Origin of the sequence: Pseudomonas sp. TMW22090 (assembly GCF_022496665.1) — a bacterium.
GTDB lineage: Bacteria > Pseudomonadota > Gammaproteobacteria > Pseudomonadales > Pseudomonadaceae > Aquipseudomonas > Aquipseudomonas gregormendelii.
In genome coordinates, this window is sequence record NZ_SCFH01000001.1 from 664421 (window position 1) to 690059 (window position 25639).

Sequence of the window (25639 nt, forward strand, 5' to 3'; positions counted from 1 at the left end):
CGGTTACTGACTGGCGACCGTCTCCGGTGCCCAACCGCCGCCGAGGGCCTTGTAGATGGCGACGATGCCGCGATACAGATCGACCTCGGCCTGGGCCTGGGTGTCTTCGGCCGCCAGGCGCTCACGCTGCGCGTCGAGCAGCACGAGGAAGTCGGCCGTGCCTTCGCGGTAACGGATTTGCGCCAGGTCGGCGGCCGCACGGCTTGATTCACTCTGACGAATCAACGAAATCAGGCGCTGTTGGCGCTTGCCATAGTCGCTGAACGCATTTTCCGATTCTTCCAGGGCCAGCAGCACCTGCTGTTCATAGGTCGCCAGCGCGCCTTCGGCATCAGCATCGGCACCGCGCAAACGGGCGCGCACGCTGCCCAGGTCGAACGCCGCCCAGGTAATACTCGGACCCAGCGCCCAGGCGTTGGCCGCTGCGGAGCCGATCTGCGAACCACGCCCGGCGGTAAAGCCAAGGAAGCCGCTCAGACTGACCCGGGGGAACAGATCGGCCTTGGCCACGCCAATCCGCGCAGTGGCCGACGCCAGCCGGCGCTCGGCACTCAGGATGTCGGGACGGCGTTGCAACAGCTCTCCCGGATCACCGATCGGCAGCGCCTTGGCGATGGCGGGCAGATCTTTGGGGCCGAGGTCGACACTCAATTTGTCCGGGCGCTCACCGAGGAGAGTGGCAATGCGGTTTTTCTGCCGCACCTGCTCGGCTTGCAACTGCGGCACGCTGGCTTCAACCGATGCCAGGCGTGCATCGGCCCTCTCGACATCAAGCTGATCACCGACGCCGGCATCACGCAGGCTGATGGTGATCTTGCGCGACTCCTGCTGATTGTTCAGGTTGGCCAGGGCGATTTTTTCTCGCAGCTGTGCGCCGCGCAGCTGACCGTAGGAATCGACCAGCTCGGCAATCATGGTGACTTGCAGCTGGTACAGATCCGCCTCGATCCCTTGCTGTTCAGCATCGGCCGACTCCAGGTTGCGCTGGATGCGGCCAAACAGATCAATCTCCCAGGCCATGTCCAGGCCCAGGTCGTAACGTTCGCTGTTGACCCGGCGGGTGGTCTGGCCTGGAATCTGCCCCTTGCCAAGGTCGCTGCTGGCGCGGCTGGTGATGGTGGGCATGGCGTCATTGCTGACATCGTCACGAATCGCCCGGGCGGCTTTCCAGCGCGCAAAAGCCACTCGCAAGTCGCGGTTGCCTTGCAGCGACTGGACCACCAACTGATTGAGGGTCGGATCTTCGAACTGCTGCCACCAGATGCCTTCGAAACGCGAGCGGTCGAAGTTTTTCTGGCCGCCAGCATCATCGGTCGCGGCCGTGATATGTGCCGGCTGCGTCGCCGGCGTCTGGTAGTCCGGGCCCACGGCGCAGGCACTCAGCGCCAGCACCAGCAGGCTCGGCAGGAAGGCTTTCAGGCTCATTGTTGCGCCTCCAGTTTCAGGGCCTTGGCCGCTTTGCGTTGTTCGCCGCGCTCCACGAAATTACGAATCAGCACATAGAACACTGGCGTCAGCAACAGGCCGAAGAAGGTCACCCCAAGCATCCCGGAGAACACCGCGACACCCATGGCGTGACGCATTTCGGCGCCAGCGCCACTGGAGAACACCAGGGGTACCACACCCATGATGAACGCAAAGGAGGTCATCAGGATCGGCCGCAGACGCAGGCGGCAGGCTTCGAGCACCGCAGCCAGCGGACTCATGCCTTCCTCCTGTTTATCCTTGGCAAACTCGACAATCAGGATCGCGTTCTTACAGGCAAGCCCCACCAACACTATCAAGCCGATCTGGGTAAAGATGTTGTTGTCGCCGCCGGAGGCAATCACACCGACAATCGCCGACAGCAGGGTCATTGGCACGATCAGAATCACCGCCAGAGGCAGGCTCCAGCTTTCGTACTGCGCCGCCAGTACCAGGAACGCCAGCAGTACGCACAGCGGGAACACGAACAGCGCGGTGTTGCCGGACAGAATCTGCTGGTAGGTCAGGTCGGTCCATTCGTACGTCATGCCGTTCGGAAGTTCTTCCTTGAGCAGTTTTTCGATGGCTTTTTCCGCTTGTCCGGAGCTGTAGCCCGGGGCTGCCGCACCGTTGATCTCAGCGGTAATGAAGCCGTTGTAGTGCATGACGCGGTCCGGGCCCGAGGTGTCGCTGACCTTGATGAAGGTCGCCAGCGGGATCATTTCACCCTTGTTGTTACGCACCTTGAGCTGGCCGATCTGGTCCGGTTCGAGGCGGAACTGCTGTTCGGCCTGCACATTGACCTGATAGGTGCGACCAAAGCGATTGAAGTCGTTGGCATACAACGAACCCAGGTAGATCTGCAGGGTGTCGAAGATGTCACTGACCGCCACGCCGTGGGTCTTGGCTTTTTCCCGGTCGATGGCTGCATCGACTTGCGGCACGTTCACGGTATAGCTGGTGAACAGGCCGGCCAGTTCCGGCACGTTGTGGCTCTTGTTGATGATGTTCATGGTTTCCTTGTACAGCTCGTCGTAGCCCAGGTTGCCCCGGTCTTCGATTTGCAGGCGGAAACCGCCAATGGTGCCCAGGCCTTGTACCGGCGGCGGCGGGAAGATCGCCATGTAGGCTTCCTGGATCCCGGCGAATTGGCCGTTCAATGCACCGGCGATGGCGCCGGCAGACATGCTTGGGTCCTTGCGCTCGTCGAACGGTTTGAGCGTGACGAACACAATGCCGGCGTTCGGGCTGTTGGTGAAACCATTGATCGACAGGCCAGGGAAGGCAACCGCACTGTCCACGCCAGGCTGTTTCAGGGCCAGATCGGACATGCGCTTGATCACGTCTTCAGTGCGATCCAGGCTCGCCGCATCCGGCAGTTGTGCAAATGCCACCAGGTACTGCTTGTCCTGGCCGGGTACGAAACCGGTCGGCGTGTTGGCGAAACCGAAGAACGTCAGCACCATCAGGCCGGCGTACAGGATCAGGGCAATACCGCTGCTGCGGATAACCCGCGCAACGGTGCCGACATACCCATGGCTGGCCTTGTCGAAGAAGCGGTTGAATGGACGGAACAACCAGCCACCGAACAACTTGTCGAGACCCCGGGAGAAGCGGTCTTTGGGTGCGTCATGGCTCTTGAGCAATACCGCCGCCAGCGCCGGCGAGAGGGTCAGCGAGTTGAACGCCGAGATCACCGTCGAGATCGCAATGGTCAGGGCGAACTGTTTATAGAACTGCCCGGTGAGGCCGGAAATGAACGCCGCCGGAATAAACACCGCACACAACACCAGCGCCGTGGCGATGATCGGCCCGGTCACTTCGCGCATGGCACGCTTGGTGGCCTCGACGGGGGTCAGCCCCAGTCCGATATTTCGCTCGACGTTCTCCACCACCACGATGGCGTCGTCCACCACGATGCCAATGGCCAGCACCAGCCCGAACAACGACAGGGCGTTGAGCGAGAAGCCGAATAAATGCATGACCGCAAAGGTACCGATCAGCGATACCGGCACCGCCACCAACGGAATGATCGAGGCGCGCCAGGTTTGCAGGAACAGGATCACCACCAGTACGACCAGGATCAGGGCTTCGAACAGGGTATGAACCACCGCCTCGATGGAGCCGCGCACGAAGATCGTCGGGTCATAGACGATGCTGAAGTCCATGCCTTCGGGGAAGTTTTTCTTCAGCTCCGCCATCTTGTCGCGGACCTGGTTGGAGATTTCGATGGCGTTGGAACCAGGACGCTGGAAAATCGGAATCGCTACTGCCGGTTGATTGTTCAGCAGTGAACGCAGGGCGTACTGGCTGGAACCCAGTTCAACCCGGGCGATGTCTTTGAGACGGGTGATCTCGCCGTTGTCCCCGGAGCGAATGATGATGTTCTCGAACTCTTCCTCGGACACCAGGCGACCCTGGGTGTTGACCGACAACTGGAACGCCGTGGCATTCGGTGCGGGAGGGGCGCCCAGGGCACCGGCTGCGACCTGGCGGTTCTGCTCGCGAATGGCGGTGACCACATCGGTGGCCGTCAGGTTGCGCGAAGCCGTCTTGTTCGGATCGAGCCAGACCCGCAGGGAGTAGTCGCCCATGCCGAACAGCTGCACATCGCCCACACCACCCAGGCGCGCCAGTTCATCCTTGATGTTGAGCAGGGCATAGTTGGACAGGTACAGCATGTCGTAGCGTTTGTCCGGTGAGGTCAAGTGCACGACCATCGTCAGGTCGGGCGAAGCCTTGTCTACGGTGATACCGATGCGCGTCACTTCCTCGGGAAGTTTGGGCTCGGTACGGGTCACGCGGTTCTGCACCTGCACCTGCGCGTTATCCAGGTCGGTACCCAGGGCGAAGGTGATGGTCAGGGTGATCTTGCCATCGGCGGTCGACTGCGAGGACATGTACAGCATGTTCTCGACGCCGGTGATGGCTTGCTCCAAAGGAGCCGCCACGGTCTCGCCGATGACTTTGGGGTTGGCACCGGGGAAGTTGGCGCGCACCACGACGGTCGGCGGTACCACTTCCGGGTATTCGCTGATGGGCAACTGGAACAGCGAGATCGCACCGGCAATCAGGATCAGCAGCGACAAAACCGCTGCGAAGATCGGCCGGGATATGAAGAATTGAGAAAAATTCATCGGAGTTGTCGTCCCTTAACCGCGTGGAGTCGCGGCAGCCACTTTCACAACCGACCCTGGCGCGACCTTGGCAGGTGCGACTTGTGGCAGGTTGCTGGCTTCCAGCGCTTGTCGTTGTTGGGCGAGTGCCGCGAGGGTTTGCTCGCTGGCCATCGGAATCACTTCAGGGGTGACCGGTGAACCGGGACGCACACGTTGCAGGCCCTTGACGATCACCGTGTCATCTTTGCTCAGGCCGCTGCGCACAATGCGCAACCCTTCGGTCTTCGGCCCCAGCTCGACTGCGCGGTAAGCGGTGTTGTTGTCGACATCCATCACCAGCACGAACTTCTTGCCCAAGTCAGTACCGACCGCTTCATCGTTGATCAACACGGCGGAGTAGGTGCCGCTGCCGACCAGTTTCAGCCGCGCATAAAGGCCCGGGGTGTAGGCGCCGTCAGTGTTGTCGAATACCGCGCGACCACGGATGGTGCCGGTTTTCGGGTTGACCTGGTTGTCGACAAAGTTCATTACACCCTGATGCGGGTTGCCGTCTTCGTTGGACAGGCCCAGGTACACCGGAGTGGTTGCACCGCGTTTGCCCTGGCGCGCCAGCTGGGTGTACTTGAGGAACACGCGCTCGTCGGCGTCGAAGTAGGCATAGACCTTATCGGTGGAAACCACGCTGGTCAGCGCCGTGGTGTCGGCTGTCACCAGGTTGCCGGCGGTGATCTCCGCACGGCTGACGCGACCGCTGATGGGCGCGGTGACTCGGGTGAAGCTCAGGTTCAGTTTCGCCAGGTCGAGTTGCGCTTGCAGGGCGCCGACGGCTGCGCGGGCTTCTTGGGAAGCACTGGTGCGCGAATCGGCCAGCTCGGCGGAAATCGCATTGCTGCTGCGCAGGCGTTCACCGCGCTGGGCTTCGTTTTCACTGCGGGTGGCGTTGGCACGTGATTGCGCAACCAGGGCTTCGAGGCGGCGGACCTCTGCCTGGAACGGACGCGGGTCGATCTGGAACAGCAGGTCACCTTTCTTGACCAGGGCGCCTTCAGTGAAGGCCACTTCATCGATCTGCCCGGAAACCCGCGGACGAATTTCCACGGTCTCCGGCGCTTCGAGGCGCCCGGTGAATTCGTCCCATTCGTTGACTGGCTGTTCCAGCACCTTGGCCACGCTGACCTTGGCAGCTGGCATGGCGGCCGCTGTCTCCGGCGTCTTGCCGCAGGCGCTCATCACCAGCACGGCCAGAAGGGCCAACGGGAAGCGCAAATGTTTGAGTGACTGTTCCATGGATGCATCCGCCAATGTATTGAGAATGGACGGATGATGATTGGCGGGGTTGTATCGCACGAATCGAATGAAGCGAAGGTAACTATCATTCGGAATGATATAAGAATCAATTCAGCCCTCTAGCATGCGCCTTTCGTTAGGGGGCTATCAATATGCTTGATGGTAATTGTTTGTTGCGGGACGTGTAAGGATTGGTCTCTGCCCGACAATGAGTCGGTCGTCATGGGTCGGGCGAAGGCCGTCTTGCTTTTTGCCGCTAATCTAAACCGGCTTTCGGCCTTTAATGCCCCGGTAGCTCAAGACTGTCCGGATCGCCGAAAAACATCTGGATCCGCGAGCGCAACCAGCGTTCTCCAGGATCGTTGTCCTGCGAGCCACGCCAGGCCATGTGCAGTTCGAAACTGCGCACTGGCAAAGGCGGGTCCTCGGCGCGCACGCCGCCGGCGGCAGTCAGAGCATCGGCGGTGTAATCGGGCACGGTGGCGACAATATCCGTACCGGACAGCAACGTGCTCAAGCCGTTGAACTGCGGTACCGCGAGCACGACATGGCGCTTGCGCCCGAGTTTTTCCAGCTCTTCATCGATAAACCCGCTCAGGTCGCCGGCGAACGACACCAGCGCATGGGGGCGGGCGCAGAAGTCGTCCAGGCTCAGGGGGCCCGGCACCGTATCGGCACGCAGCAGTTTGGGCATGCTGCGGCGCAGCACCTTGCGTTTGGCGTTGGCCGGCAGGTCGGCGGTGTAGCTGACGCCGATGGATATCTCGCCTGAAGCCAGCAAGGCCGGCATCAGGATGTAGTTGGCGCGGCGCACTACCAGCACGATCCCCGGGGATTCGGCGCGCAGGCGCTTGAGCAGCATCGGCAGCAGGGCGAACTCGACGTCGTCCGACAGCCCTATGCGAAATACCGCCGTGCTGGTGGCTGGGTCGAATTCTGCAGCGCGGCTGACGGCCGTGGAAATCGAATCCAGTGCCGGGGAGAGCAGGGCGAAGATCTCCACCGCCCGTGCGGAAGGCTCCATGCTGCGGCCGGTGCGCACGAACAACGGATCATCGAACAGCCCACGCAGGCGCGAGAGTGCGGCGCTGATCGCGGGCTGGCCAAGGAACAATTTCTCCGCAGCGCGGGTCACACTGCGCTCGTGCATGAGTGTTTCGAATACGATCAACAGGTTCAGGTCGACACGACGCAGGTCATTACGATTCATCTGGAGTCCTGGCAGAGTCAAGGCTTGACGGGGGCGGTCATATGAGAACAATGACCGGCATGAATCTTACGGGGAAAGGCTGGTACTCTGCACCGAATAATTCATTTTTACCGATGCAGTTCGCCCATGTCCTGGCCAACCGTTGATCCTTTCGAGGGTGCGGAATCAATGACAGGCATGTCGACTATTAATAGCCACTGATAGTCTTGGCTACAAAGCCCATATAGAGTTCGGGGCATTAGAGGTTTCTTTGACGAGGTTTGCGATGTCACGCACGATCCGTTTTCACAAGTTTGGTCCGGCCGAGGTGCTCAAATGCGAAGAGCATGCGGCTGCTTTGCCCGCGCCGGGCGAAGTGCAGGTGCGCGTCGAGGCGATTGGCATCAGCTGGTACGACATTCTCTGGCGCCAGAACCTGGCTCCCTCCCATGCTCGCCTGCCTTCGGGCCTGGGGCATGAAATGTCTGGCGTGGTCACGGCGCTCGGAGAGGGCGTCGACGATCTGGAAGTGGGCGACAAGGTGGCCAGCTTCCCGGCGGAGAGCCCGAATGATTACCCGGTGTACGGTGAACAGATTGTACTGCCACGCACTGCGCTGACCCGTTACCCGGATGTACTCAGCCCGGTTGAAGCCAGCGTGCACTACACGCCGCTGTTGATCGCCTATTTTGCTTATGTCGACCTGGCACGGGTCAAACCCGGCCAGTTCGCCCTGGTCACTGACGCCAGCCACTGTGCCGGTCCGTCTTTTGTGCAACTGGGCAAGGCGTTGGGCGTACGGGTTATCGCGGCGACGAAGAGTGCCGAAGAGCGGGAGAACCTGCTGTCCCTCGGAGCGGAAAAAGTCATCGTCACCGAGGAACAGGATCTGCTGATGCAGATCAACAAGATCACCGATAACCGTGGCGTTGACGTGGTGTTCGATGGCTTGGGTGGCCCGCAGATGTCAATGCTCGGCGATGTCCTCGCACCCCGTGGCAGCCTGGTGCTGTACGGTCTGCAAGGGGGCAACCAGACGCCATTCCCGGCCTGTGCAGCGTTCCAGAAGAACATTCAGTTCTTCGTCCACTGCATCGGTAACTTCACCGGCAAGCCGGAACTGGGCATCGTCCAGGACCAGGTGTCGCTGCAGCGTGCCCTGCGCGATATCAACCAGCTGACGGCGGACCGCGTGCTGCTGCCACTCAAGACTCGAGTGTTCCCGTTTGCCGAGTTCGTCGAAGCCCACCGCTACATGGACGAATGCCCATGCCGCGAACGGGTCGCGCTTCAAGTCGAACCGGCCTGAGGTCCCCCCCCTGAAAAAGTCCGTGACCCGCACGGACTTTTTTGTTTTCGGGTTTTAAACAAATCTCTGTTTCCCTTCCGGGCAGCCTGTTCAGCAACTGAACTGGTTTTTCCCCACCATCTGTATCTTCTAATCAGCCAGTAAGCCTTGATAATTGAACGATTGCTTTCATCTCAAGGAATGCGTCATGACTGAGTGTCAAGTTGTTACTTTTCAGTACAGTCCGTTGATGTGCGCCAAACAATCTGTTGATCGTCTTTCCGCGATCAAAAACGCACTTGTAGCTTTATTCCTAAATTCTCGTAGTAATTATCTGTCAGACATTGTGGGATATTTCCTAGGACGCAGAGTAAGCCCTCTAACTCAATGCTTTGAGCGGTTTCTTTGAAACTATCGATGATGAAACCTAGGCCTCGGCTTATTTATTTCAAATAATGTCTTGCCCCTTTAAGTGCTAGCATTTGGTAATAAATCTCCGTCGTCAGAATGTAACGGGCAAAGCGCTGCGCAAAAATGATTTGCGTGGTTCGTGATATCGATTTTCCAGCACCAGGTATATAAATATGACCAGCATCCATGATCAAGCCATGAACCATGTCTACCAACAGATATTGCAACGGTTACTGGGTTTTTTCTCTCGCGCCGAACGCACGGCTTTACAGCTGTTAATTCAGCGCCTGGTAGTTGCCGCAGGCGGCATGGAGCGCCTTGCCGATTACAAGGTGCTGGCTATTCAGACCGGGTCCCGGGACAGTTGTTACACCCTGGCGCTGTTGCGTGCAGCACAGTTGAGCATCGCCGGCCGGGCACCGGCCACCTTCCGGCTGCGTGTCGCGTCATTGCAGCAGAGCGGCGTCAGCGCCACGGCGCTGGACAACATCCACAACAGTTACAGCGCTTTGTTTCTTTATGACGACCCGCGGGTCGACGTGCTGAGGGTCGACAATCGCGAGGTGCTGCCGTTCACTCAGCCAGCGCCGATATCCGATGCCGGCCGCGAGGTCAGCCGCCTGAACCTGCTGATGGTCGGACATCGCCGCGACAGCGATGATGCGCTTGATCTCTGGGACAACGGATTTCTCGCCACGGGAGAGTTCTATGGCCAGATCGCGCGGTGGGATGGTGGGGTAGACGCCTTGGTCAGTAGCGAGACACCACGCCAGCAGAAGCAATTTTTGTACGGCTTCAAGCGGGCGACCGCCAAGGCCGGCCTCTTGCCGTCGCGGTACACTGAACACGGCTACGAAGATCTGTTCACGCTGCTCGATGAGGTCGGCCCGGAGTACTATCGGGGGTTTGAGCCCGAGCTCATGCAGCCGCACTGGCGTCCCTCTGAACTGTTCGAAACCTGCCGGCGCGCGACCTTCATCGACATACACGACATGCTGGTCAGCAATCTTGAGCAGCGCTGGCCGCTGCTGACCGAATTCCTGGGCTTCCAGCCCGACGGACTGATGGCCTACGCGAGCGATAATGAGCTCGTCAGCCTTGAACTAAGCGCTCATGTACGCGGGTTGCAGGCCTGTTTCATGCACGGCGACAGCTATGAATCCGGGGTCGCCGAGTTCTTCCAGCGAACACTGGTCATGATGCGCCGCAAGCAGCTATCGGATGGCTTGTGCCAGCAGGCTGCGCAAGTGTTTGGCCAAATCACCACGGATGCCGAACAGCGAGCCCTGGGCACTGCATATGCCCAGAAGAATCTTGGCCTGAGCGAAGCGCAGCTGGTGTGCCTGCTGTTCGCGCCTTTCGTCGACAAGGGCGCGAGGCTGGAGAGTTTCCTGCGCCGGTGCCATCCCGGGATGCTGATTGCCGTGCCGGATTTGCACCGAGCCATGCAAGGCCACGCTGTGCCCGAGCAGATCCTGCAATGGATGGTGGATGTAAGCGGCTTGCCGCTCGCGTTGATTGGCAAGCTTTATCGCATGGAGCGGGCAGTTGAAGGTGCACCTGGCGCGTCATCGATCACCTGCGATACGGACAACACCCAAGCGAGTGACGGGTCAACGGGGCGTTGAATGGCGTGCGAGAAACCGGCTTTGCCTACCAGGCGGTTTACCGCTACCTGACCCAACTGATCAACGAGTCGGCCAGGGACGCCCGGGTGCGCCTCCCTTCCTTGCGCCAATTGGCCGACCGCTTGAGCGTCTCGATCTCGACCATCCAGTATGCCTACTCGCTACTGGAGAAAGAGGGGCGGGTCTACTCCTTGGCCAAGTCGGGCTACTACGCAGTACCGATGTCGTCCATCGACACCCTGGGCGATGGTCACGATCTGCTGGAAACCGTTTACGTCAACGCCCGAAACCCGTCAATGCTGGTGCTCAGCGCCGACGAACCCACCCTGTTGCAGCCCCTCGACAGCCCTTTGCTGCTGCTGGAGAGGGAATTGCTACGCCAGTACCCGCGGCAGCCGCAATCGTCAGCGCAACCCTGCGGCGAACTGGAACTGCGGGCTGCACTGGCGGCGCGGTATACCACCTCGCCACTGCGCTGCTGGCACGCCGAGGACGTGTATATCGGCGCGGATCTGCGTGGCGTGCTGGAGATCCTGATCGAGGTGCTGAGCCTCAGGCATTCCACGGTCGTGGTGGAATCGCCTTGCGACTGGCCCGTGCTGCGCCTGTTCGAGTCGGCCAACGTCAAGGTTATTGAATTGGCCGTACAAGCCGACGGCGAGCTGGATATCGACACGCTTGAACGGACGCTGCAGCTCAATCCGGTGCAACTGGTGCTGTTGTCTTCGCGGTTGAATATGCCCCGCGCCAGTCTGGCGTCCGAGGACAACCGGCGGGCCATTGCGCGACTGCTGGAGCGGCATGCCTGCTGGGTCCTGGAAAACGACTGTCACGGCGAACTTGGCTTCGATCCGGACGGCCTGCGCTTTCGCGACCTGTTGGACCCTGATCGGCTGCTGGTCTATTCGACGTTTGAAAAAATCATCGGGCCTGAGGCGCCCTTTGGCTATGTGCTTTCGCGGCATCTGCGCATGCAACTGCAACGGCAATTTCTGTTGCGCTCGTTCCGATTGTCGCCGATTCGCCAGAAAGCCATCGCACGCCTGTACATCAATGGTCGGATTGATCAGCACCTTCAAGTGTTGCGTCGCCTGCTCAAGGATCGCTCGGTACAGATGAGCCAGTTGCTGAACGAACGCCTGGGCGATGCCCTCAGCTTTGTCGAGCCCCAGGGCGGCGCAACGATCTGGGTACGCTCATTGCGCCAGGTGGATGTGCGCCGGGTGTTCCAGCGCTTACTGCAACGCCAGGTCTTGATTGCCCCCGGCGAGTTGTTCAGTTTGCAGGGGCTGCATGCGCAGCACATGCGTCTGAGCCATACCTTCGGCGGCGATCATGACCTGTCGGCCGCCATCGGTTTGCTCGGTGACGCGTTGCGCCTGGAGTCGCTGGATTAAGCAAAGCAGCCGGTGTCGTGCACGTGGGGGATCGATCTGATCGCGTTGTGGTCAAACTGCCAGTAAACTGCGATCCAATTCCCGAACCAATAGATTCCAGAGGTTTTGCATGACACTCAATCCTTTTGCGGGCAAACCGGCACCGGCAGAACTGTTGGTCGATATCCCGCGACTGGTAACGGCCTACTACACCGGCCAGCCTGACGCCGCCATCTCCACCCAGCGCGTCGCGTTCGGCACCTCCGGGCACCGCGGCAGCTCGTTCGATTTGAGTTTCAACGAATGGCACGTCCTGGCGATCAGCCAGGCCATTTGCTTGTATCGCCAGGCGCAGGGCATCGACGGCCCGCTGTTTGTCGGGATCGATACCCACGCTTTGTCCACTCCGGCGGGCGCCAGCGCCCTGGAAGTACTCGCCGCCAATGGCGTCACCGTGATGATTGCCGAGGGTGACGAATACACCCCGACCCCGGCCATCTCCCACGCCATCCTGTGCTACAACCGTGGCCGTACCTCGGGCCTGGCCGACGGCATCGTCATTACGCCGTCGCACAACCCGCCACAAAGCGGTGGCTACAAATACAACCCTACCAACGGCGGCCCGGCCGACACCCACATCACCAAGTGGATCGAAGCCAAGGCCAACGAGCTGCTCGGCAACAAGCTCGCCGGGGTCAAGCGCATCAGTTACGAGCAAGCCCTGAAGGCCGAGACCACCCATCGCCACGACTACCTCAATACCTATGTCGCCGACCTGATCAACGTGATCGATTTCGATGCCATTCGCGCCGCCAAGCTGCGCCTGGGTGTTGATCCGCTGGGTGGAGCAGGGGTGCGCTACTGGTCAGCGATCACCGATCACTACCAACTCGACCTCGAAGTGGTCAACAAACAAGTGGATCCGACCTTCCGCTTCATGACGGTCGACTGGGATGGCCAGATTCGCATGGACCCCTCGTCCAGCCATGCCATGCAAGGCCTGATCGGCCTCAAGGAACGCTTCGATGTGGCATTCGCTTGCGATCCGGACCACGATCGTCACGGCATCGTCACGCCGTCGGGTGGCCTGTTGGCGCCCAACAGCTACCTTGCTGTGTCGATCGATTACCTGTTCCAGAACCGCCCCCTTTGGCGCGCCGACGCGGCCGTGGGCAAGACCGTGGTCAGCAGTGGCCTGATCGACCGAGTGGCCAAGCGCCTGGGTCGCCGACTGTATGAAGTGCCGGTGGGCTTCAAATGGTTTGCGGACGGCCTGTTTGACGGTTCCCTGGGCTTTGGCGGCGAAGAAAGCGCGGGTGCCTCGTTCCTGCGCAAGGACGGTGGCGTCTGGAGCACCGACAAGGACGGTCTGATCCCGGCATTGCTGGCTGCAGAAATGACCGCCCGTACCGGTCGTGATCCAAGCCAGGCTTATCGCGCCCTGACCGATGAGCTGGGCGAACCGTTCTCGGTGCGGGTCGACGCCAAGGCCAACCCGGAACAGAAAGCCTTGTTGAGTAAATTGTCGCCTGACCAGGTGACATCGACCCAACTGGCTGGCGAAGCAATCCAGAGCATACTCAGCCACGCACCGGGTAACGACCAGGCCATCGGCGGACTGAAAGTCATGACCGAAAACGGCTGGTTCGCCGCGCGCCCGTCCGGCACCGAAGACATCTACAAGATCTACGCCGAGAGCTTCGTCAGTGACGAGCACCTCAAGCTGCTGGTTGCAGAAGCGCAGACACTGGTGGACGGCGCTATTTCCTCGAAGTAATCAGGATAGGGTCACGCAACAGCAAAAGGGGCGACCGTTGAGGTTCGCCCCTTTTTTGCCTTGATGGCTTTGCCGTTCAAGCCAGGTCTACCAGCACCACTTCACTGTCTTCAATGGCAGTCACTCGCAGCACCTGCTCATCTGCAATCGCCACACCGTCTCGAGCTTGTGCCTGCAAGCCATTGACTTCAATACGGCCTGTAGCCGGAACCAGGTAGGCGCGGCGGCCGCTGTCGAGGCGATATTCAGCTGTTTCCCCAGCCTTGAGGTTGGCCGCGACCAGGCGGGCATCCGCACGAATCCGCAGGCTTTCATCATCTCCCGCCTTGCCGCTGGCCAGGGTTACAAAACCTTCGCGCTGGCCTTTGGGAAATGGCTTGGCGCCCCAGGACGGCGCCGATCCAGCTTCATTGGGAATGATCCAGATCTGGAAAATCCGCGTCTCGGTCGCTTCCAGGTTGTACTCGCTATGGGCAATCCCGGTGCCGGCGCTCATGACCTGAACGTCTCCGGCTTCGGTGCGACCCTTGTTGCCAAGGTTGTCTTCGTGAGTAATCGCGCCTTCACGGACATAAGTGATGATCTCCATGTCCCGGTGCGGGTGTTTAGGGAAACCGGTGCCCGAGGCAATCACGTCATCATTCCAGACCCGCAGATTGCCCCAGTTCATGCGCTTGGGGTCATGGTACTCGGCAAATGAAAAATGGTGATGTGCATCCAGCCAGCCATGATGAGCGCCGCCAAGGGAGGTAAAAGGTCTGAGTTCAAGCATGATCGTCTCCTGCCAAAAGGTGATTTATGGCGATCATCATCCATCAGTCAAACATCGATAAAAAGCGTAATTAATGCCTTAATATAATCGAATTGTTCGATGTATTGATAAAGGGATTTCTTCCTCTCGGCTAGCGCTATTCAGCGATGATCCAGACTCGGTACGGCAATGTGCGCAAGCTTGCTGGGCTGAGCGTGGCGCGCAATCACGACGAAACCATAGTTCCTAACTTCTGTAACCCGCTCGACAAGCACGAGTTGTCGTCCGGGATTGCGGAAGCGATCAATGGCTACTCGGGTGGGCATGCCCGGCGGATTCATTAGAATTCTGAAGAACTATGAAGTGGGTATCCAGCGCGCGTTGAATCCGTTGTTCTGCTACTTGGCGCGTTTAATTTCTGTCTGATTTATCCTACATTCTCTAAGTAACAACGATATCAATTTATTTCCGGTATTGACTTCTCAAAACAATACTGAAAATATCGCTCCCGGCCAATATTCTATTCGCTGGAATACATAGTTTTATAAGCTCGAAAATTTATCATCTTTAAATTCTAGTTGTGCTCACACATCGGCGCATTGTTTTGCACTTCCGAAACGGGTGTAGGATTTTACTTACGCCAAAAATAGAAATGGAAACATCGAATAACTAATACCCATCGCACCTCAACCTGCGCCGGTTTCAAGCTGACTCTCATGAAAACTGCAGAAATTCTGAAGACGATCCTATGGTTTCGGACGCCGGAGCCTGAACGAAATCGAGGTGCGCGGGCGGTCCATGCTGCCCGCTGGCAAGGATGGTGCAAGGCAGTCATCCATGATGCGCGAGTAGGTGGGAAAGGGCGGCTTCATATCAGAATCTTTGTAGCCCTCAAACGGGATATCACGTTGGCGCTGGTGGCGATCGGGTTGCATACTGCGGCGGCTTTTGGCGCCGCAATCACCCTTAAGTCACTGCTGGCGCAACTCATTGAGGGTACCTCGCCAGTCCTCTCGAACATCACGCAGGGCGCCATCTGCCTTGCGCTGACTTACTGCGCCTGGCTGGCACTCAACCATACGTTTTTTCTCGCTGAACTGGTCGGTGTGGGAAGTCGTTCTTATGTTGAACAACGGCTTTTACTCAAACGGGCTGCTGCACAGAGCGATGCTTTCCCACTCAGCCTGACCACGTTGTTTGACCGCGAGGCGGCACGTGTCGAATCGTCATGGTCAGGGTTGGTCACGATCACCCTGGCGCTAGCAACTGTCATCTTCACGTCCACGTTTTTCTTTTTTGCTCTGGGTATTAGTGCAGTGGCCGCCTTGGCCGTCATTGCCGGCAGTTCACTGCTCGTGTTTTGGCTTGCCCAACAACTTGGAGCGACCTATCAACTGCTGTCGGTGAACTCCACTCAGCGCCTGGAGATAGGGGGGTTCGCGACAAAGAATCGGTGCCAGGTATGGCTTAAAAACTGGAATGCCGAATTGATTCGCGACTATGCCGCCAAACGAAACCTTGAAGAAGCCTCCCTGAAAAAAGCTGCCCGACTGGTAGCAGCCATCAGCCTGATCTCGACCATGACGCCCATCGCCGCGCTGTTGAGTTCGGCCTTGTTGCAACTGATCTACCTGGGCCACATCGATATGCCTGGTGTGCTTGCAGCCATCGCATTGATCGGCGGACTGAGATCGGTCGCCAATAATATTCCGGACATTGTTCAGAGCATCTCCCAAGGGTTTGTCGGTCATCAGCATATAGAGCAATACCTCGATGGCCGTGAGCCCGGTACTCCCACTGCCGCAACGATGGAGATGCCTTCTACGACGGCGAAACATATCGCTATTGTCGGTGCCACAGGCAGTGGCAAGACGTCAGTGCTGAGAAAATGTGCGCAACGTTTTCCTGAGACTACCGGCCCGTCGATTTTCATTCCGGATGAGCCATGGATATTTGCCGGCGGTGTTGGCGAAAACCTGAGTCTCTATCGCCGAGATTGTTCAGGCGAAGAAGTGCGAAATGCCATTGCCCTTGCACGCTTGCCCGAGCAGTTCCACCTCGATTACATCAACGAGCGGAACTATGGCCCCAATACACACTGGAACGTTTCCAGGGGGCAGGGAAAACGCGTCGAATTGGTTCGCGCTTTGTTGGCGGAGCCAGAGTGGATCTTCATTGATCAACCCACCTCGGGGCTGGACGGAGCGCTAGCCAAAGGATTGTTGACGTCACTGCTACGAGGTCCGTGGCGCGACACCAGGGTGATGTTTGTCACAGATAGCCCGGAAGAAAAAGACGCAGCGGAAGAAGTCTGGACTGTTTCAGACGGCATGGTCACTGACGTCCAAATCCAATACGCGGCCGCGCGCGCTCGACTCACCGCCGCACCAGTTGTACGTCCTGTTTCTGTCCCGTCGGCGCCAGAGGCAGATCGCTCGACGGTAAAAGACCCGGCAGAGCAGTCTCACGTCAGTTCCAGGTCAATGACTAGCAGCCTGATGAGCTTCGGCATCGGAATCATTACGCTGATTGCCTTCACCCTTCTGGCGCTCAAAGAAGTGTTCACCATTGCCGGGGACTACCTGATCGCCAGCGGATATCTTGGTACTCACCTACATGCATCCTTGATCGGACTGGCCGGCGTTTTGCTGGTGAGTGCTTTACTGTCGATTTCCGGAGCGTTGATGACGGTCAAGAAAAGCGTTGAGGCAGCGTCGGCACATTGCATCCGCTACTTCTCCCATTTGATGGACCCTGGCCTGGATGAGCGCCTGTCCCGGGAAGTCAATCGCGACAGCCAAAACAAGATGACATGGGACCAGCGGCGCGTCGATGAAGTATTGCCCGTCCTGTTGCTGGAAACCGTCAGCGCGGCAACTTTGCTGTCCGTTACCACGGGCTACATCGTCCTGAACAACATCTACGTACTGTTTCCGTTCTTTCTTATGGGCCTGTGTTACTGGCGGAGGGCAAGACGCTCCGGCGAACTGTTGCAGAGGTCCAATACCCGGGAAATCGACGCGACTGCCGTGTTGTTTTCACGCGTTCAAGCGCTGAACTGGGATGGCGGCCGATTTAACGGCACCGCAAACAACGCAAGCATCCTGGACTGGTTGAGCGCCAGCCTGGCCACCAGGGCTTTCGCTTCTCTGGATAACGCCGCGACGCGTCGCTGGTACAGCTACAAACTGGACTTGATGGGCTTTTTTTTCCTGTCCGGCATCGTGGCTTCAACGATTTACTTCCACGCCACCGGCACAGCCACCATGGCTAACGTGCTGGCGCTGAGCCTCTCCTACAGCCTGATTGCGATTTTTGCCCGTTTGGGCAGATGCACTGTGGAACTACGGCAAGTCCTCGATAGCGCAGATCGACTGGTGGTGACTGGTACCTTCCCGGCGACAGCGCCAAGACGCCAACAGGCTCGCGACAATGCGCCACTGGTATCGTTTTCAAATGTCACATTTGTTAACCAGCGCAGCGGAACAACCGTACTTGAACAATTCGACCAGGCGTTTCACGTGAGTGATGTGGTGGTGATAATGGGAGCCAGCGGTGTTGGCAAATCTACCTTTGCCAATCTGGTGGTCGGCAGCTTGTTACCCAGTCTGGGACAGATCTCGATACTGGGTGGTACTGATGGGTATCTGGCAAGACAACATGCCGAAGAAGTGCGGTTGCTGACCTCCAGTCCGATCTTCAAACCGGGCTTGCTTGTCGATCACTTCAATAGTCCATCACGGGAAGAACTCTACCAACGAGCAGCTTATCTTGGACTTTCGGGCGTTATCGACCGCTTGCCGGATGGATTTAATCAACAGGTTCCCTGGAGTGGTGAAATGAACCTGAGCAAGTCAGAACTTCAACGGCTCGCATTGCTTGACCTGACTGTGAATACGCCAGCCGTTGCCATCCTTGACGAGGCCACCTCGGAGCTCAGCAGTGCCGAAGAAACGCAGCTCATCAAGAAAGTAATTGCTGCGCTCCCGCACACGTTATTTTTCATCATCACGCATAACCCTGAGCTTTCCACGCTTGGAAACAGAAAATTCAACTTTAACCATGCAAAGCGCCTGGTTGAAAAAACAGCATAAAAACATCCTCTCAAGCCGTTCTACAAGCATTGTCAACATGGGTTGCACGCGCGGCGGGCTGCGTTTATTGCGTCGCTAACCCACAACTTCCCTTGAGCGGGATTGCCCGCAGGCTCATGCAGGCAGCTATTCTGATCCACCGTTCCTTTAAGCGCTGCTTTTCAAAGGTTTAGTATTTCTTGCCATTCAAGCTTCAATTCATCGCCTAACCCAATGACTCGCAAGCATTTCGCTAGAACTCCAGGCCAAATAAAGACACCATAGCGCCCAACAGCCTCACAGCCTGGAGTCCATCCGCGTGCCGCAACACACCCCCGACCTTCCTCCTGAACTTCGTCCGTTGGCAGAAATGCCATTGCTCAAACGCCTTGCTGCACGGTTCTTTGGCCACGGCCTGACGCGCCTGCGGGCCCAGCATCGGGCATCGTGGTTGCACGGGCAGGCGGATGGGTTTCGCAGCGGGCACAGTGCGGGGGTGGATTACGGGTATAAGGAAGGCAAGCTCGAAGGGCTTGAAGAGGGGCGGCAGGTTCTGTTGATTCGCGACTCGCGCAGCACCGAGCATCGCCCGCCCAACGTCGACGATTACCTGTTCGACGACTGGCGCCTGCCATTGACCGCCGAACTGAAAAAACGCATGAAGGCCGATGTCGGCCGGTTACTGCCAGCCCATGCCCAGCCAAGTGCTGCGCAGTGGAAGATGATCTTCAGCGACACGCCGTCGACCTCGGTGATCGCCGGTGCCGGAGCAGGGAAGTCGACGACCCTGGTGCTGCGTATCCTGCTGTTGACCCACTATCTGGGCTTCGAACTCGACTCCATGACCGTCGTGACTTTTACCCGGGAGTCGCGCAAGGACTTCATCAACAAGCTGATCGAGATGTTTGCACTGTGGGGGCGGGCGCTGAGTTTCAAGGAGGCGCGCGACCTGGTGCGCACTTTTCACTCACGAATCCTGCCCCTGGTGCGCAGCTTGCCAGGGTTCGAACGCCTGCAAGCCTTCGAGAACCTCAGCCTGCGCGCAACCAGCCAGGACGATGATGCCGACAGCAATCCGTTCGACCTGCGCATCAATGACGCCCAGCGCCAGCAGCTCAACGCCTGCTACCACAGCCTGCATACTCGCGATGCGCGCTTTCGCGAACTGATCACGCCGCTGTCCCGGCATGCCCTGCAACTCAAGGAGCTGGAGCGCGATCACCCTGACGTGCAGAAACGCGTGGCGGTGACCCAACTGGCTGCCAATCGTGATGAAGAACTGTGCGATACCATCGAAGACCTGTGGTTTCGCGCCGGGGCGTGGCCGATCAAGGGCATCGAACCCAAGCGCCAGACGTTCGACATCAATGGCTCGACCTTCCATTGTCACGGCTACATCCCGACCCTGGATGCCTGGGTGGTGCTGGGTTTTGATCCGCAGGAAAACCCACAGGTTAGCCGTCCGGGGTCAAAATTGTCAGTACGGGCGGAATGGGCGGTAAAGCGCACGTTGTTTCAAGCTTTCTGTCGTAAGCCATTGATATGGTTAGATACCTATCAATCTTCCAAGCGAGTGCTGGCGTCGCTTGCCGGTGATGCCAGTGCCGGTCCTGGCTTCGATTACAAGGTCAAGGGTGAGTTGGCTTCCGCGCCGTTGCTGGACTGTTTTGTCGCCGCGGCCGGGTTCATCGAGAACCTTGGCCTGGATGTACCGACGGCCGTGGGTCAGATGAGCTTTGCAAAAGACGATCCCGACCGGTTCTTCTTCGAGGCGTTGAGCCTGTACTGGAGAGCTCTGGAAGATCATCTGCTGGACCAGAAACCACCGATCATGACTTATAACCGCATGTTCGCGCTGTTCAGCCAGCATTCTCCGGAAAACCTCAAGCTGCTGAGCAACGACCTGCTGCGCCCGCTGGCGCATTTGATGATCGATGAATTCCAGGACGTTTCCCCGCAGATAGTCTCCTGGATTCGCGCCAGCCTGGCCGAAATCCGCAGTCGCGGTCCCGCCTTGCACGTCGGCCGAGGTGCACAGCGTTCGTCATTGTTGTGCGTGGGCGATGATTGGCAATCGATCTACGGCTGGCGGGGCAGTTCGCCCAGCTATTTCATGGATTTCAACAAGGAGTTTGCGTCGCCGAGCACCACCAAGGTCATGCTCAGCGACAACTATCGCAGCCATCAGCACATCATTGATGCTGCCGAACACATCGTGCGGGCCGCGCCGGCCATTGCCGGCAAGAAAGCCAAGGCTAGCGGCGCACCCAAGGCGCTGGTACCGGTGAATGTGCTCGATCGGGACGATCAGGGCATGGCCAACCGGCTGATGGAACACTACCGTCAAGGCCATTCGATCTTAATGTTGTATCGAAAAAGCAGCGATAAGCTATTGATTGAGCAGTATATTCAGCCAGTACTTAATGTTGATTCTAGCTTGCCGTATGAGGCGCGCCGGTTGAAACAACTGACCTATCACAGCGCCAAGGGCCTTCAGGCCGACGCCGTGTTCTTGTTGGGTGATTGCCAGCATCTCACCAGCTCTCCCTACAAGAACCAGGTGTACCGTATGGCGGGGCTAGGTAAGGCGGGTGACAACGAGGCCTACGATAATGCGCAAAAGGACGAGATCCTGCGTTTGGCCTACGTCGGCATTACCCGGGCGGTAAGCCACTGCTACTGGTATGTCGATGCCCAGGACACCCAGGCAGCCAACTTGCCCAAGGCGTCTGATCGTGTCGGCAAGGGCAAGGCGTTCTTCGCCGATCACCGGGAAGGCAAGGCACAGTCTGAAAAGGCATGAGCCTGTGGCGAGGCGCTTGATGTGGCGAGAGAGCTCGCTTGCGCTGGGCCGCGACGCGGCCCCGCTGTTTAACCTACAAGGATTTCAGGCATAGCTCCTGAACGAAACCGGCGGAACAAACGCTTCAAGCTCGTCCTCCACCGCTTCAATAATGCGCTCCACATCCGCAGCGTTCATCACCGTCGCGCACGGAATACCGGCAATGGCGATCATGGTCTCGCCACTGACCCGATCAAACAGGCGGGCAATCATGCTCCCAGGCGCGTCCATGCTCGCCTCGAAGCCCATGGGATGAAAATGCCAGCGCATCAGCTGGCAGGCGTTTGGGAACGTGACCTTGCTAAAACCTTTATTCATGTATTGCCCGCCTTCTTCATCGAGCGCTTCCGTTAGCTCATGTTAGGAGGGAAGAGCCTTCAATGGCTCAACCGGTGACTGCCATTAAAAGTAGCATCCGGATGTGAAAATCCTGTGGCTTTTTCAAACCGTTTGGCGATTGGCTGGCATTTTTTTGATGCAGATCACGCTTGGGCGCAATAGCCGGCAGCGATTCGCACTCATAGCACCTTCCCTGACCATTGAAGCGCAGGCAGAACTTGGGCAAGCTCGGGTTTTTTCATTGAGCCGTTTATGCACACCGACGATGACGGACCGCAACAGACACTTGCCACCAGCGAAACGGTCATGCGTTACCACCTGCGCTGGAAGCACCGGGACCTGGACGGGGTGATGGCCCTTTACCACCCGCAGGTGCAGTACAGCGATTTCTTCCAGAACCGGGTAATGGGGCTGGCCCAATTGCGCGAATACGTGCGCAGCAGCATGCCCCGCGACCCCGACGAAGCGTTGGAACACAGCGACAGGATCCGCATCGACGGCGATACCGCTTTTATCCAGTACCGCATTACCCTGCGCGGCGGCGAGGGTCTGGTGTCATTCCGCGCCAGCGAGGCGATAACTGTGTGCGACGGCTTGATATGGCGGGTCAACGAGTACGCTTCACTGGTGCACGAACAATCCGGCAACAAGCCAACCGGTAACCGCCCAGCCGTCAGTCGGCTCGGCCTGTCTCCCAGGCAGTTGAGCTTCATGGCCGAAGACTTGCAACAGTATTTCCAGCGTCAGCAACCTTATCTCGATCCAGAACTCGACCTGCAGCGGGTGGCTGACGAGTGCGGGTACAGCCGGAACCAGATTTCGTACCTGTTGAATCAGGTACTCGGCCAAAGCTTCTATCGCTACGTCAATCAGGCGCGGTTGCAGCACCTGCTGGCCGCGCTGGATTCGGCCACGCCACCGCTGAGGGTCGATGAGCTGGCCTTTGCCGCCGGGTTCAACTCGCTGTCGGCCTTCTACAGCAGCTTCCGCCGGCACACCGGGCAGTCGCCGAAGGCCTACGTCAAACAAATTTCTTTGCGTGCACGCGCGCAAGACAACCACTGAGAGCACGCACTAGGATCACGTCATTGAAGTTCAGTGGCGGAGTCCAGCATGCCAGCATGGCGCACTATCAGTTTATGGATGGATCAGCTCGACGATCCTTTGACAGCGCGTGCGGCGCTGGAACAAGACCTGGATGTCGACGTGGCCATCATTGGCGCCGGCTACACCGGACTCTGGACAGCGTATTACCTCAAGCGCCTGGCACCGGGCTTGAACATTGCCATCCTCGAGGCGCAAACCGCAGGTTTCGGTGCATCCGGGCGCAACGGTGGCTGGTTGATGGGCAATCTGCTTGGTGAAGACCGGCTGCTGGCGAAGCTGTCGCCCGAAGATCGCCGCGCCGCCTTCGACTTGCTGCACGCTATCCCTAAAGAAGTGGAGATTGTCCTCGAACGCGAGGCTATCGACTGTGATTACCGCAAAGGTGGCGCCCTGTATTGCGCGGCCCGCTACCCCGAACAGGAGACCAGCCTGCGACGGTATCTGGACGGTCTGTATCGACAAGGGCTGACTGAAAAAGATTACCGCTGGCTCAGCCCCGAGCAACTGGCGCAGCAGATTCGCCTCGCCAAGCCATACGGCGGCATTTACGCCCCTCATGTGGCCACCATCCACCCTGCCAAACTGGTTCGCGGCCTGGCCCGCACGGTCGAGCGCATGGGCGTGCGGATCTACGAGAACAGCCCGGTTACCCAGTGGCAGTCCGGGTCGTTGCGTACGGAAAAGGTGCAAGTGCGCAGTCGCTGGATCGTACCGGCCGTAGAAGGATACTCCGTCACCTTGCCGCCGCTGGGGCGATATCAATTGCCCGTGCAGAGCTTGCTGGTTGCAACCGAACCATTATCCGCCGCCACCTGGGATGAAATTGGCCTCAGTCGCGGCCAGGCATTCAGCGAAAGCAGCCGCCAGGTTACTTATGGCCAGCGCACTGCTGACAATCGCCTGGTGTTTGGCGCCCGGGGTGGCTACCAGTTCGCCGGCAAGCTGCGCCACAACTTTGACCTGACGACGAATGAAGTGGAGTTGCGCCGGTATCTGTTTGGGGAGCTGTTCCCCCAACTCAAGAACGTGCGGATTACCCACGGCTGGGGAGGCAATCTGGGCATGTCCCGACGTTTCAAGCCCCACATGCTGTGCGATCGATCCAACGGCATTGCCTTGTCCGGTGGTTATGGCGGGGAGGGCGTGGGTGCCAGCAATTTGGGCGGGCGCACCTTGGCCGACCTGATCCTGGAGCGCGACACCGAACTGGTTCGCCAGCCTTGGGTCATTCCCCACGCCGGCCTGGCCGCGCTACGGGCCTGGGAGCCAGAGCCCTGCCGGTGGCTTGGCTACAACGCGATCATCCGCAGCTTCGTCCACGAAGACCAGACTCTGGCTAACCCGACCAGCGCGCCCTGGCGGCGCAAACTGGCGAGTGGCGTGGCGGGTTTCATGGAAGGTTTCATGCACTAAACAGCGTTTTCAACGACAGGTACTCCCCATGAGCATCACCCAATTCAAGAACACTGCCACCCTGGCACTGGAAGAATCCAACCCGGTCGCCGTGCCCCTCGGCACGCCAGTGGCTGTAGCCTCAACCACCAGTGTCGAGCGCGACGACGGGGTGGAAACCGGCGTCTGGGAATGCACGCCGGGGCGCTGGCGCCGGCAGATCGTGGCCCAGGAATTCTGTCACTTCATCCAGGGCCGCTGCACCTTCACCCCGGACGACGGCGAAACCCTGCACATAGAAGCCGGCGATGCGTTGATGTTGCCCGCGAACAGCCTCGGCACCTGGGATATCCAGGAGACCGTGCGCAAGACTTACGTCCTGATTTTCTGATTCTTTGATTGCCTGCCAAAACAACAACCCAAACAGGAATCGACTCATGCTGCGAAAGACCCTGACCCTGGCCCCCCTTGCACTGGTCGCGAGCCTCAGCCAGGCGGCCGAGACTGTGAAGATCTACAACTGGTCGGACTACATTGCGCCCGACACCACGAAGAACTTCCAGAAAGAAACCGGCATCGGTTTCAGCTACGACGTGTATGACAGCAACGAAACCCTCGATGGCAAGTTGATGACCGGCAAATCCGGTTACGACGTGGTGTTTCCGTCCAACCACTTCATGGCTCGGCAAATCCAGGGCGGGGCGCTGAAGAAGCTCGACAAGAACCAGCTGCCCAACTGGAAGAATCTCAACCCGGTGCTGCTCAAGGCTTTGCAGACCAACGATCCCGGCAACGAGCATGGTTTTCCGTACCTGTGGGGCAGTACCGGCATCGGCTACAACGTGGCCAAGGTCAGGGAAGTGCTGGGGGACAACGCGCCGGTGGATTCCTGGGACCTGATCTTCAAGCCCGAGAACATGCAAAAACTGCAGAAATGTGGCGTTGCGATACTCGACAACGGCCCGGAACTGTTGCCGGCCGCCCTTAACTATCTGGGCCTGCCACACCACAGTAAAAACCCCGAAGACTACAAAAAGGCTGAAGCGCTGCTGATCAAGGTTCGGCCTTATGTCAGCTATTTCCATTCATCCAAATACACCAGCGACCTGGCCAATGGCGATATCTGTGTGGCGGTCGGTTTCTCCGGGGACATTCTCCAAGCAGAGACCCGCGCCAAGGAAGCCAACAATGGCATCGAAATCGGCTACGCCATTCCCAAGGAAGGCGCGGCGATCTGGTTCGACATGGTAGCCATGCCCGCCGATGCCCCCGACGAAAAGGCCGGATACGCCTTCATGAACTACCTGCTGCGTCCGGACGTCATGGCCAGCATTACCAACCATGTGCACTACGCCAATGGTAACGAGCAGGCGGACGGCCTGGTTGACCCTGCGATCAAGAATGACACCAAGGTTTACCCGAGCGAAGAGATGATGGGCAAGCTGTTTGCGCTGGAAGCCATGCCGCTGAACATCGACAGGATTCGTACGCGGGTGTGGAACAAGATTCGCACGGGGAGTTAAGCGCGAATCGATTACCTGAGGGGTTTATCGTCCCACCCCACACAAACGGCCTGTCATTCCAGACAGGTTTTTT

The 25639-nt window shown here is 58.6% G+C and carries 17 protein-coding genes; 11 read left to right on the forward strand and 6 right to left on the reverse strand.

The features are described from left to right. Positions 1-3 precede the first annotated feature (3 nt). From EQV97_RS03150 to EQV97_RS03165, 4 genes are all read right to left on the reverse strand, one after another. On the reverse strand, positions 4-1425 hold the full coding sequence (locus tag EQV97_RS03150; RefSeq protein ID WP_122840484.1) for an efflux transporter outer membrane subunit: 1422 nt from the start codon (positions 1423-1425) through the stop codon (positions 4-6). After that, the gene (locus EQV97_RS03155) at positions 1422-4601 is read right to left on the reverse strand and encodes an efflux RND transporter permease subunit (protein WP_205892591.1); all 3180 of its coding nucleotides are present in this window, start codon (positions 4599-4601) and stop codon (positions 1422-1424) included. The genes EQV97_RS03150 and EQV97_RS03155 overlap by 4 nt, the downstream gene beginning before the upstream one ends. 15 nt (positions 4602-4616) lie before the next feature. After that, positions 4617-5870, reverse strand: coding sequence for a multidrug efflux RND transporter periplasmic adaptor subunit MexE (gene mexE / locus EQV97_RS03160; RefSeq protein WP_240888371.1), 1254 nt, complete (start codon positions 5868-5870; stop codon positions 4617-4619). 280 nt (positions 5871-6150) lie between these two features. Beyond that, positions 6151-7080, reverse strand: coding sequence for a LysR family transcriptional regulator (locus EQV97_RS03165; RefSeq protein WP_045058370.1), 930 nt, complete (start codon positions 7078-7080; stop codon positions 6151-6153). A 265-nt stretch (positions 7081-7345) separates the two neighbouring features. On the opposite strand from EQV97_RS03165, the gene EQV97_RS03170 reads away from it, so the two are divergent. The 4 genes from EQV97_RS03170 (at position 7346) to pgm (ending at position 13539) form a co-directional block, all read left to right on the forward strand. Continuing rightward, a complete protein-coding gene (locus tag EQV97_RS03170) occupies positions 7346-8368 on the forward strand; it encodes a zinc-dependent alcohol dehydrogenase family protein (protein WP_122840481.1) in 1023 nt (340 codons plus the stop codon). 563 nt (positions 8369-8931) lie between these two features. Continuing rightward, on the forward strand, positions 8932-10386 hold the full coding sequence (locus EQV97_RS03175) for a hypothetical protein (RefSeq protein WP_240888372.1): 1455 nt from the start codon (positions 8932-8934) through the stop codon (positions 10384-10386). Further along, on the forward strand, positions 10383-11783 hold the full coding sequence (locus EQV97_RS03180; RefSeq protein WP_201148096.1) for a PLP-dependent aminotransferase family protein: 1401 nt from the start codon (positions 10383-10385) through the stop codon (positions 11781-11783). The genes EQV97_RS03175 and EQV97_RS03180 overlap by 4 nt, the downstream gene beginning before the upstream one ends. Before the next feature lie 109 nt (positions 11784-11892). Then, entirely contained in the window at positions 11893-13539 is a 1647-nt protein-coding gene (gene pgm / locus EQV97_RS03185) for a phosphoglucomutase (alpha-D-glucose-1,6-bisphosphate-dependent) (protein WP_240888373.1), read from the forward strand. Between the two features lie 76 nt (positions 13540-13615). On the opposite strand, the gene EQV97_RS03190 is transcribed toward pgm, so the two are convergent. Beyond that, a complete protein-coding gene (locus EQV97_RS03190) occupies positions 13616-14311 on the reverse strand; it encodes a pirin family protein (RefSeq protein WP_122840478.1) in 696 nt (231 codons plus the stop codon). Positions 14312-14457: 146 nt separating this feature from the next. On the opposite strand from EQV97_RS03190, the gene EQV97_RS03195 reads away from it, so the two are divergent. From EQV97_RS03195 to EQV97_RS03205, 3 genes are all read left to right on the forward strand, one after another. Further along, a complete protein-coding gene (locus EQV97_RS03195; protein WP_240888374.1) occupies positions 14458-14634 on the forward strand; it encodes a hypothetical protein in 177 nt (58 codons plus the stop codon). Positions 14635-15006: 372 nt separating this feature from the next. Further along, positions 15007-18384 carry an ATP-binding cassette domain-containing protein gene (locus EQV97_RS03200; RefSeq protein ID WP_240888375.1) on the forward strand — a complete coding sequence of 1126 codons (3378 nt, stop codon included), beginning with the start codon at positions 15007-15009 and terminating at the stop codon, positions 18382-18384. A 298-nt stretch (positions 18385-18682) separates the two neighbouring features. Beyond that, the gene (locus tag EQV97_RS03205; RefSeq protein ID WP_240888376.1) at positions 18683-21166 is read left to right on the forward strand and encodes a UvrD-helicase domain-containing protein; all 2484 of its coding nucleotides are present in this window, start codon (positions 18683-18685) and stop codon (positions 21164-21166) included. Between the two features lie 84 nt (positions 21167-21250). Here the strand turns inward: EQV97_RS03205 and EQV97_RS03210 are convergent, their stop codons facing one another. Continuing rightward, complete coding sequence (locus EQV97_RS03210; protein WP_045058376.1) at positions 21251-21523, reverse strand: DUF1652 domain-containing protein; 273 nt, start codon at positions 21521-21523, stop codon at positions 21251-21253. Positions 21524-21796: 273 nt separating this feature from the next. Here EQV97_RS03210 and EQV97_RS03215 point away from each other — a divergent pair, with 273 nt between their 5' ends. The 4 genes from EQV97_RS03215 to EQV97_RS03230 are packed head-to-tail and all read left to right on the forward strand — an operon-like array spanning position 21797 to position 25566. After that, positions 21797-22609, forward strand: a complete 813-nt coding sequence (locus EQV97_RS03215) for a helix-turn-helix domain-containing protein (protein ID WP_240888377.1) — start codon at positions 21797-21799, stop codon at positions 22607-22609. 48 nt (positions 22610-22657) lie between these two features. Then, positions 22658-24064 carry an FAD-dependent oxidoreductase gene (locus EQV97_RS03220; RefSeq protein ID WP_240888378.1) on the forward strand — a complete coding sequence of 469 codons (1407 nt, stop codon included), beginning with the start codon at positions 22658-22660 and terminating at the stop codon, positions 24062-24064. A gap of 28 nt (positions 24065-24092) precedes the next feature. Continuing rightward, a complete protein-coding gene (locus tag EQV97_RS03225; RefSeq protein ID WP_122840473.1) occupies positions 24093-24434 on the forward strand; it encodes a cupin domain-containing protein in 342 nt (113 codons plus the stop codon). Positions 24435-24480: 46 nt separating this feature from the next. Next, the gene (locus EQV97_RS03230) at positions 24481-25566 is read left to right on the forward strand and encodes a polyamine ABC transporter substrate-binding protein (RefSeq protein WP_122840472.1); all 1086 of its coding nucleotides are present in this window, start codon (positions 24481-24483) and stop codon (positions 25564-25566) included. Positions 25567-25639: the final 73 nt, after the last annotated feature.

Coding starts and splice junctions, on each gene's coding strand:
- EQV97_RS03150 (WP_122840484.1), bottom strand. CDS start 1,425: ATGAGCCTGAAAGCCTTCCTGCCGAGCCTGCTGGTGCTGGCGCTGAGT.
- EQV97_RS03155 (WP_205892591.1), bottom strand. CDS start 4,601: ATGAATTTTTCTCAATTCTTCATATCCCGGCCGATCTTCGCAGCGGTT.
- mexE (WP_240888371.1), bottom strand. CDS start 5,870: ATGGAACAGTCACTCAAACATTTGCGCTTCCCGTTGGCCCTTCTGGCC.
- EQV97_RS03165 (WP_045058370.1), bottom strand. CDS start 7,080: ATGAATCGTAATGACCTGCGTCGTGTCGACCTGAACCTGTTGATCGTA.
- EQV97_RS03170 (WP_122840481.1), top strand. CDS start 7,346: ATGTCACGCACGATCCGTTTTCACAAGTTTGGTCCGGCCGAGGTGCTC.
- EQV97_RS03175 (WP_240888372.1), top strand. CDS start 8,932: ATGACCAGCATCCATGATCAAGCCATGAACCATGTCTACCAACAGATA.
- pgm (WP_240888373.1), top strand. CDS start 11,893: ATGACACTCAATCCTTTTGCGGGCAAACCGGCACCGGCAGAACTGTTG.
- EQV97_RS03190 (WP_122840478.1), bottom strand. CDS start 14,311: ATGCTTGAACTCAGACCTTTTACCTCCCTTGGCGGCGCTCATCATGGC.
- EQV97_RS03195 (WP_240888374.1), top strand. CDS start 14,458: ATGATCCAGACTCGGTACGGCAATGTGCGCAAGCTTGCTGGGCTGAGC.
- EQV97_RS03200 (WP_240888375.1), top strand. CDS start 15,007: ATGAAAACTGCAGAAATTCTGAAGACGATCCTATGGTTTCGGACGCCG.
- EQV97_RS03210 (WP_045058376.1), bottom strand. CDS start 21,523: ATGAATAAAGGTTTTAGCAAGGTCACGTTCCCAAACGCCTGCCAGCTG.
- EQV97_RS03215 (WP_240888377.1), top strand. CDS start 21,797: ATGCACACCGACGATGACGGACCGCAACAGACACTTGCCACCAGCGAA.
- EQV97_RS03220 (WP_240888378.1), top strand. CDS start 22,658: ATGCCAGCATGGCGCACTATCAGTTTATGGATGGATCAGCTCGACGAT.
- EQV97_RS03225 (WP_122840473.1), top strand. CDS start 24,093: ATGAGCATCACCCAATTCAAGAACACTGCCACCCTGGCACTGGAAGAA.
- EQV97_RS03230 (WP_122840472.1), top strand. CDS start 24,481: ATGCTGCGAAAGACCCTGACCCTGGCCCCCCTTGCACTGGTCGCGAGC.